The organism is Finegoldia sp. P3-F-LR (assembly GCF_052932165.1).
Map to the genome: position 1 here is coordinate 48,524 of NZ_JBRFJE010000012.1, position 6,403 is coordinate 54,926.

Genomic DNA, 6,403 nt, shown 5'->3' on the forward strand with positions numbered 1-6,403 from the left:
CACTTACCTATACCACAATACTATTTATTTAGCAAAAAATCAAATTATTTTGTGTACAATTCAATGTATCTGTCCTCTGTAGTGTAATCTGATTTTTCTATCGAATCGATGATTAAACCATCAGATATGAATTTCTTCAAAGAATCGTCCAAATCATTCTTAGCCACAATATTGACAACCCTTTGGTTTTCACTATCGGATGTTACAACCTTGTATTGTTCCTTTGAAATCTCAGACAAATTCTCAAACGCTATTTTTTTATCCACCAGAAACATTACATCGTCTGTTAACTTGTCCACTTCTGACAAAGTATGAGATGACAACACAACTATCTTGCCATCATCTTTTAATTTCAGAAGATAATTTCTAAGCAAAATAACGCTTGTAGGATCCAACCCTGTTACAGGTTCGTCCATAATGTAAATATCATAATCTCCCATGAAAAAATACGTCAACAAAGTTTTTTGTTTTTGTCCCAGAGAATAAGTGCTAACTTTTCTCTTCATAAAATTATGAACCTTAAAAATATTCAACACTTCCTCAAACTTTTCATCAGAAACATGGCGTGAGTTCTTTGCGAAAATAAAATGATCCAACCCTGTCAAATTATCATACAGCATATCCAAGCTTCTTGCATAGGATAAATACTTGAAAATCTCCGGATTTTTATTATCTATATCATTAACCTTAATCTCTCCTGAATCGTACTTCGTCAAATCAGAAATTATATCCATAAGTGTAGTCTTACCAATACCATTTGGTCCAACTAACGCGTAAATACCAGGTTTATCTAATTTCAAATCCAAATCCTTTAATACTTCGTTTTCACCGTAAGATTTGTTTAATCCTTTAATCTCAAGCATTAATATCCCCCTTCATCCTTTTCATTGATATCAAATTAAACACTACAATATAAAATACAATCATTATCACATTATATATAGGATTAGAAAAACTAAACTCATTCAAATAATTGTATCCGCCTTTTAATATCATCAAACTATCCAACGAACTAAATGGATTCAATAAGAAAAACTTACCCAAAGTTCCAAAATAGCTAATAATAATTCCCAAAACAATCAAGAAAGTTGTAGCAATTATATTCACAGTTTCATTCTTGATGAATGTAGTCATCATATTTGAAAAACTAACCACAAGTAAAATTATCAAAATATTTATTAAAATCATTGGCAAAATGAAACCACTGGATGCCCTGAACACACCCTCCACTACACCGTTATAACTGTAATCGTAGCAAAACACTGGATACAATTTCTCACCAAGTCCACCGTTAAATAATCCAATTATCATACTAATTGCCAAAATCACCATATACATTCCGGCAGATAATACAAACGAATTAATCTGCTTTGATTTCCAGACTTCTTTTTTCCTTTCATTCACAAAAGCTAACTTCAAAGTTCCATTGGACCTTTCCTTTTTAAACTCAAGAGTAAACATCAAGCAAATAATCAACGTAAAGGCTGGAATAATCCCATTTTCATACATAGATATTACATTGCCTATAAGTCCTTTTTGTTCAGTAGGGTCATGTTGTTTTGTTTTATACAATTTAAGCTTTTTATTTGATAATAAACTTTGTTCAATCTCATTGCTAACAATCTGATAACTTGAATCGGGCTTTAAATTGTTATTCATAAAATAATTCACCCTATTCTCATTAGATCGAGAAGTACTTGGATCTATCCATTCTACATCAAATTCCGAATTAGAATTCAAATAATGGAACATATTACTGTAATATTCTGTGGGATTATTAGCTCTGTTAACATAAGATTTTTTAAAATTTTCCAAATTAATTAGTCTTTGCTTCTCTCTTTTGTCTTTTGGATTGTTGTGAACGTTAATCTTTGCAACTTCAATACTGATGTCAATAGTTTGTAAATCATCCCTTGATTTTATGTTTTTGTATTTTATCGTATTAAAGCAGAAAAACACAGCTACCACTACAGTTAGTACACAAAAATACTTATATAATTTGCTTCTCATAATTTTGGCAAAATCTAATTGCAAAATATTTTTGATATCGATTTTCGAGTATGTTTTTGAAAAATTATGATAAATAAACTTGTATCTGTTGTTATTTACAATGATTAAACATGCAACCATTAACAGAAATACAATTGGCACTAATATTGAAAATTGACCGTAATTATGAAAACTATTTAAACTAAACGATAGATTATATCTCTTAGATAGCAATGAAATTATCCAGTAAATTGATAAAACAACAAAAATTGATAGATTTTGTTTCATGTACCTTCTGAAAATCTCATACAACATCATCGCAATGCTGTAAATCAAAAACCCCGTACCAATGTATTTTAAAGCAAGTACCATTGAGTATACATTCATTGTTATAGGTGAATCGGTCTTTAGGTTTGTTACAGTTTTCAATATCATATCGTGCGCGCTTCCCATTGGAAATCCATTTACTACAGAATAAATGATATTGCCCACAATCATCGATAAGATTACAACCGCAAAGAATACGACATACTTTACAAGCCTTGCATATACTAATTTTTTTGGAGCTTACTGAAATAGTATCTAATTTTAGATTTTTGAAATTCATCTCATTAGCAAATACAGCTATAAGAAAAACCACACACAAGAAAATATCATTCATGACATTTTCCATTAGGAAACCAAAAGATTTGAAAAAACTAAAATTATTGGATGTAGTGTAGAATCCATATCTGTTAATTTCATCACGAATCAAATTAAAATAAGGATCCAATTCTCTGAACATTGCATCCATCTCCAACTTGTTTAAGTTGTTTTGTCGTTTGAACGATTTTATCTCATCATATTGGTTCAATAATTCATTGTAGAAATTATGCTCTGTTTTTGAAGAATACTTTGCAGCTTTTGTCTCTTCCATCAACATACTCACATCGTATTCTAATGGTTTTATGTATTGCAAAGAATTAAAATTCATCTTGCTAAAATCCAAATATTTTTGCTGTTCCTCTTTATTTTCAGATGATTTTGAGAATACAAAAGACTCCATCATTGTGTTTTCAAAATAATTTCTAGTTTTTATAAAATATGAATAATCTTGATCAGTATATTCATATTTTATACTATTTAATGTTACAAAAGAATACACACAAAAAATAATAACTACAACTGGAAATATTAACGACTTGTAAAGTTTTTTCAGTTCAAACATATTGTCTCCCTCCATTGAATTTAGAAAATATTATTTGCTAATTTCTCCCGAATAATACCAAGTCTCAGTATTATTGGTTACATCAATAGTAATTAATCTCTGTCTATAAAGTTTCCCACTGTAACCGTCATTATATACATCTTCATACTTAAAATTCACAGGTGATTTTCCCCTCTCAAAAGTAAAGTTCTCACCGTATTCATCTTTTTCAACATTTTCTAATTCATAATAACTTGCCGAACTAACAGCCGATGAAACGTTTGCATCTATTGTACAAACCACTGTCAAACATGCAATCATAACGATAAATAAAATTTTTTTCATTTTTAAGTCTCCTTTCATAAATTCCTTATTTATTATATACCCTATTTTTTATTTTTTAATCTATTTTTCTAAAATTTTAATTTGTTTTTTTTAGTGTAATTCATATACATTTTTAAGAAATTATTTTCTAATTTAATGCAAAAAAATCTTCCACACTGTTTAGTGCAGAAGACTTTTCGCAATTATTTGTCGCTTAAATGAACAAATAGTAGTTAGAAAATAAATTTAATCATTTGAAACGCTTTTTATTAATTTAGATTTAATTAGTAATCGCTGAGAATCGTATGGATATGGATGACAAGACATTAAATACAACTTTGATTTATCTTCTTCTTTAATAAATCTACTCCAATCATCTGGTTCTATAATTTCGTATCCATATACTTCGTAATACAAAATTTGAGTCTTTGTTGTAATTTTAATTACAGAACCATCCTTTAGTTCATTTATTTTTTTAAATGTAAAATCTTCGTTTCTACCACCTCTATGAGCTGCTAAAACAGTCATTGTATTGTTCTTATTTGATGGCATGTCTGTATCTGTGACAATTCCACATCCATTTGATAATGCTTTTCTTGAAGTATTCATATAAATAGGCAAAATTAGTTTTATATCATCTACTCTGAGCACTCCTATAGCATTATCGTCAGTAATTTTATCGCCTGTTTCATTTTTTGTTTTTTCTTTTTTTATTTCTTTACTTAATTTGCTTTTTTTATTTTTTGCTTTATTATTCTGAAATTCATTTTCCAAATTTATAGCACTGTTTTTTTTGGATTCTAATCTGTTAAAGTTTATAAAAAGAAGTGCTAATGAAATAATCATTAGCACTCCTCCTAAACTAATCAGAAAGCCTGATTTCTTCAATACTCTAAGCCTCTTTCTTCTTTTTTCTAATACCAATGCCTGTCAAAACTCCTCCAATAGCTAACATTATTATTGCATATGTTGATGCATTAACTCCGTCTCCAGTATTTACTAGAGTGCCTTTTTTATTTGGAGAGCTTGAATTTATTGTATTATTGCCTTGAGTTATAAGTCGAGTATTAGTTTTCTTCTTGTAGATGTGAACGGTATTGCCTTTTTCATCAGTTTTTGTTTCTACAAATTCATATCCAGGAATGTCTTTTTTGTCTTTTTTTCCATTTTCCTTATCAGCAATAGTCTTACCATCTTCGTCTACATATTCAGTAACTACATCTGTAGGTGGTGTGACTTTCTTGTAGATATGTTTTGTATTGCCTTTTTCATCAGTTTTAGTTTCTACAAATTCATATCCTTCAATGTCTTTATTAGGTTGTTTACCATTTTCTTTAGGAGAAATTGTATTTCCTTCTTGATCAACGAATTCAGTTACTACATCTGTAGTAGGAGTAGTAGTTTTCTTCTTGTAGATATGTTTTGTATTACCTTTTTCATCAGTTTTAGTTTCTACAAATTCATATCCTTCAATGTCTTTATTAGGTTGTTTACCATTTTCCTTAGGAGAAATTGTATTTCCTTCTTGATCAACGAATTCAGTTACTACATCTGTAGTAGGAGTAGTAGTTTTCTTCTTGTAGATATGTTTTGTATTACCTTTTTCATCAGTTTTAGTTTCTACAAATTCATATCCATCGATGTCTTTTTTGTCTTTTGTTCCATTTTCTTGTGGAGCAATAGTTTTTCCATCTTCATCGACATACTCTGTAACTACAGCTGGTGTAGGAGTAGTTTTCTTCTTGTAGATGTGAACGGTATTGCCGTCTTTATCAGTTGTAGTTTTTACAAACTCATAGCCACCTATATACTTCTTAGGATTGTCACCCTTTGTAGACTTAGAAATTTCATTTCCATTTTCATCTACATATTTAGTAACCTTTTGAGACTCAGGTGCTTTTCTTCTGTAAACATAGATAATGTTGCCATCAGAATCTGTTTCTGTTCTTAGTATTTCATATCCTGGAATTTCTTTGCTTGGATTTCTACCTTTTAGAGGAGAAGCAAGTTTATTTCCGTTTTCATCGAGGAATTTAGTAACTACTTCTTTAGAAGGAGTAGGTAATTTCCTGTAGATGTGAGTTGTATTTCCTTTTTCATCGGTTTTTGTTCCTACAAATTCATATCCATTTATAAGTGATGGGTCAAGGGTACCAGCCTTATCAGCAAGTATTTGATTACCCTCAGTATCTACAAATCTTGTTTCAACGCCTTCAGTAGGATTTTTACTATAAGTGTGAATTGTGTTACCATTTTCATCTGTTCTAGTATTTATAATAGTGTAACCTTCAATGGTTACTGGATCTTTTGTTCCTTCCTTTGGAGGAAGTAGTTGATTTCCTTTTTCATCAACATATCTAGTCTCTACTGATGGGGTTGGATTTTGTTTAAGTCTATAAACATGAACAGTATTTCCATCTTTGTCTGTGTAAGTCTTTACATACTCGTAAGCAGGAATATCTTTTTTATTTTGCTTTCCTTTTTCTTCATGATTAATAGGATTTCCCTTTTCATCTACATATTTAGTAACTACCTCTGTAGTAGGAGGAGTAGTTTTCTTCTTGTAGATGTGTTTTGTATTACCCTTATCATCTTTTTCGGTTCTTACAAATTCATATCCATCAATATCTTTTTTGTCTTTTGTTCCATTTTCCTTAGTAGAAATAGTATTACCATTTTCATCGACAAATTCTGTTACTACTTCTGTAGGAGTAGTTTTTGGTGTGAATTCCCATGTTCCTGTGAATTCTACATCTTTATCTTCTACAGTTTTGCTATCTTTGTCGTAACTTACAAATTTCCATGTTCCATCTTTAACTTTTACTTCTTTTGTTTCTGGCTCTGTTGGTGTTACTACATCGCCTTTAACTTTTCCAGTTTGTTTTGCTGGTAGAAGGTCAGTTA

Annotated in this window: 6 protein-coding genes; all 6 read right to left on the reverse strand. The window is 29.9% G+C overall.

Annotated elements, in window-relative coordinates:
- Window positions 1-44: 44 nt before the first annotated feature.
- Window positions 45-863: an ATP-binding cassette domain-containing protein gene (locus ACU68U_RS06005; protein ID WP_446762927.1), complete on the reverse strand. Its 819-nt coding sequence runs from the start codon at window positions 861-863 to the stop codon at window positions 45-47.
- Window positions 856-2,361 carry a hypothetical protein gene (locus tag ACU68U_RS06010; protein ID WP_446762928.1) on the reverse strand — a complete coding sequence of 502 codons (1,506 nt, stop codon included), beginning with the start codon at window positions 2,359-2,361 and terminating at the stop codon, window positions 856-858. The genes ACU68U_RS06005 and ACU68U_RS06010 overlap by 8 nt, the downstream gene beginning before the upstream one ends.
- Window positions 2,294-3,196: a hypothetical protein gene (locus tag ACU68U_RS06015; RefSeq protein ID WP_446762929.1), complete on the reverse strand. Its 903-nt coding sequence runs from the start codon at window positions 3,194-3,196 to the stop codon at window positions 2,294-2,296. Before ACU68U_RS06015 ends, ACU68U_RS06010 begins: the two co-directional genes overlap by 68 nt.
- Window positions 3,197-3,226: 30 nt before the next feature.
- Window positions 3,227-3,538, reverse strand: a complete 312-nt coding sequence (locus ACU68U_RS06020) for a hypothetical protein (protein ID WP_241673672.1) — start codon at window positions 3,536-3,538, stop codon at window positions 3,227-3,229.
- 207 nt (window positions 3,539-3,745) lie between these two features.
- Entirely contained in the window at window positions 3,746-4,345 is a 600-nt protein-coding gene (locus ACU68U_RS06025; RefSeq protein WP_446762930.1) for a class C sortase, read from the reverse strand.
- A gap of 46 nt (window positions 4,346-4,391) precedes the next feature.
- A partial coding sequence (locus ACU68U_RS06030; protein WP_446762931.1) for a MucBP domain-containing protein occupies window positions 4,392-6,403 on the reverse strand: 2,012 nt, incomplete at its 5' end.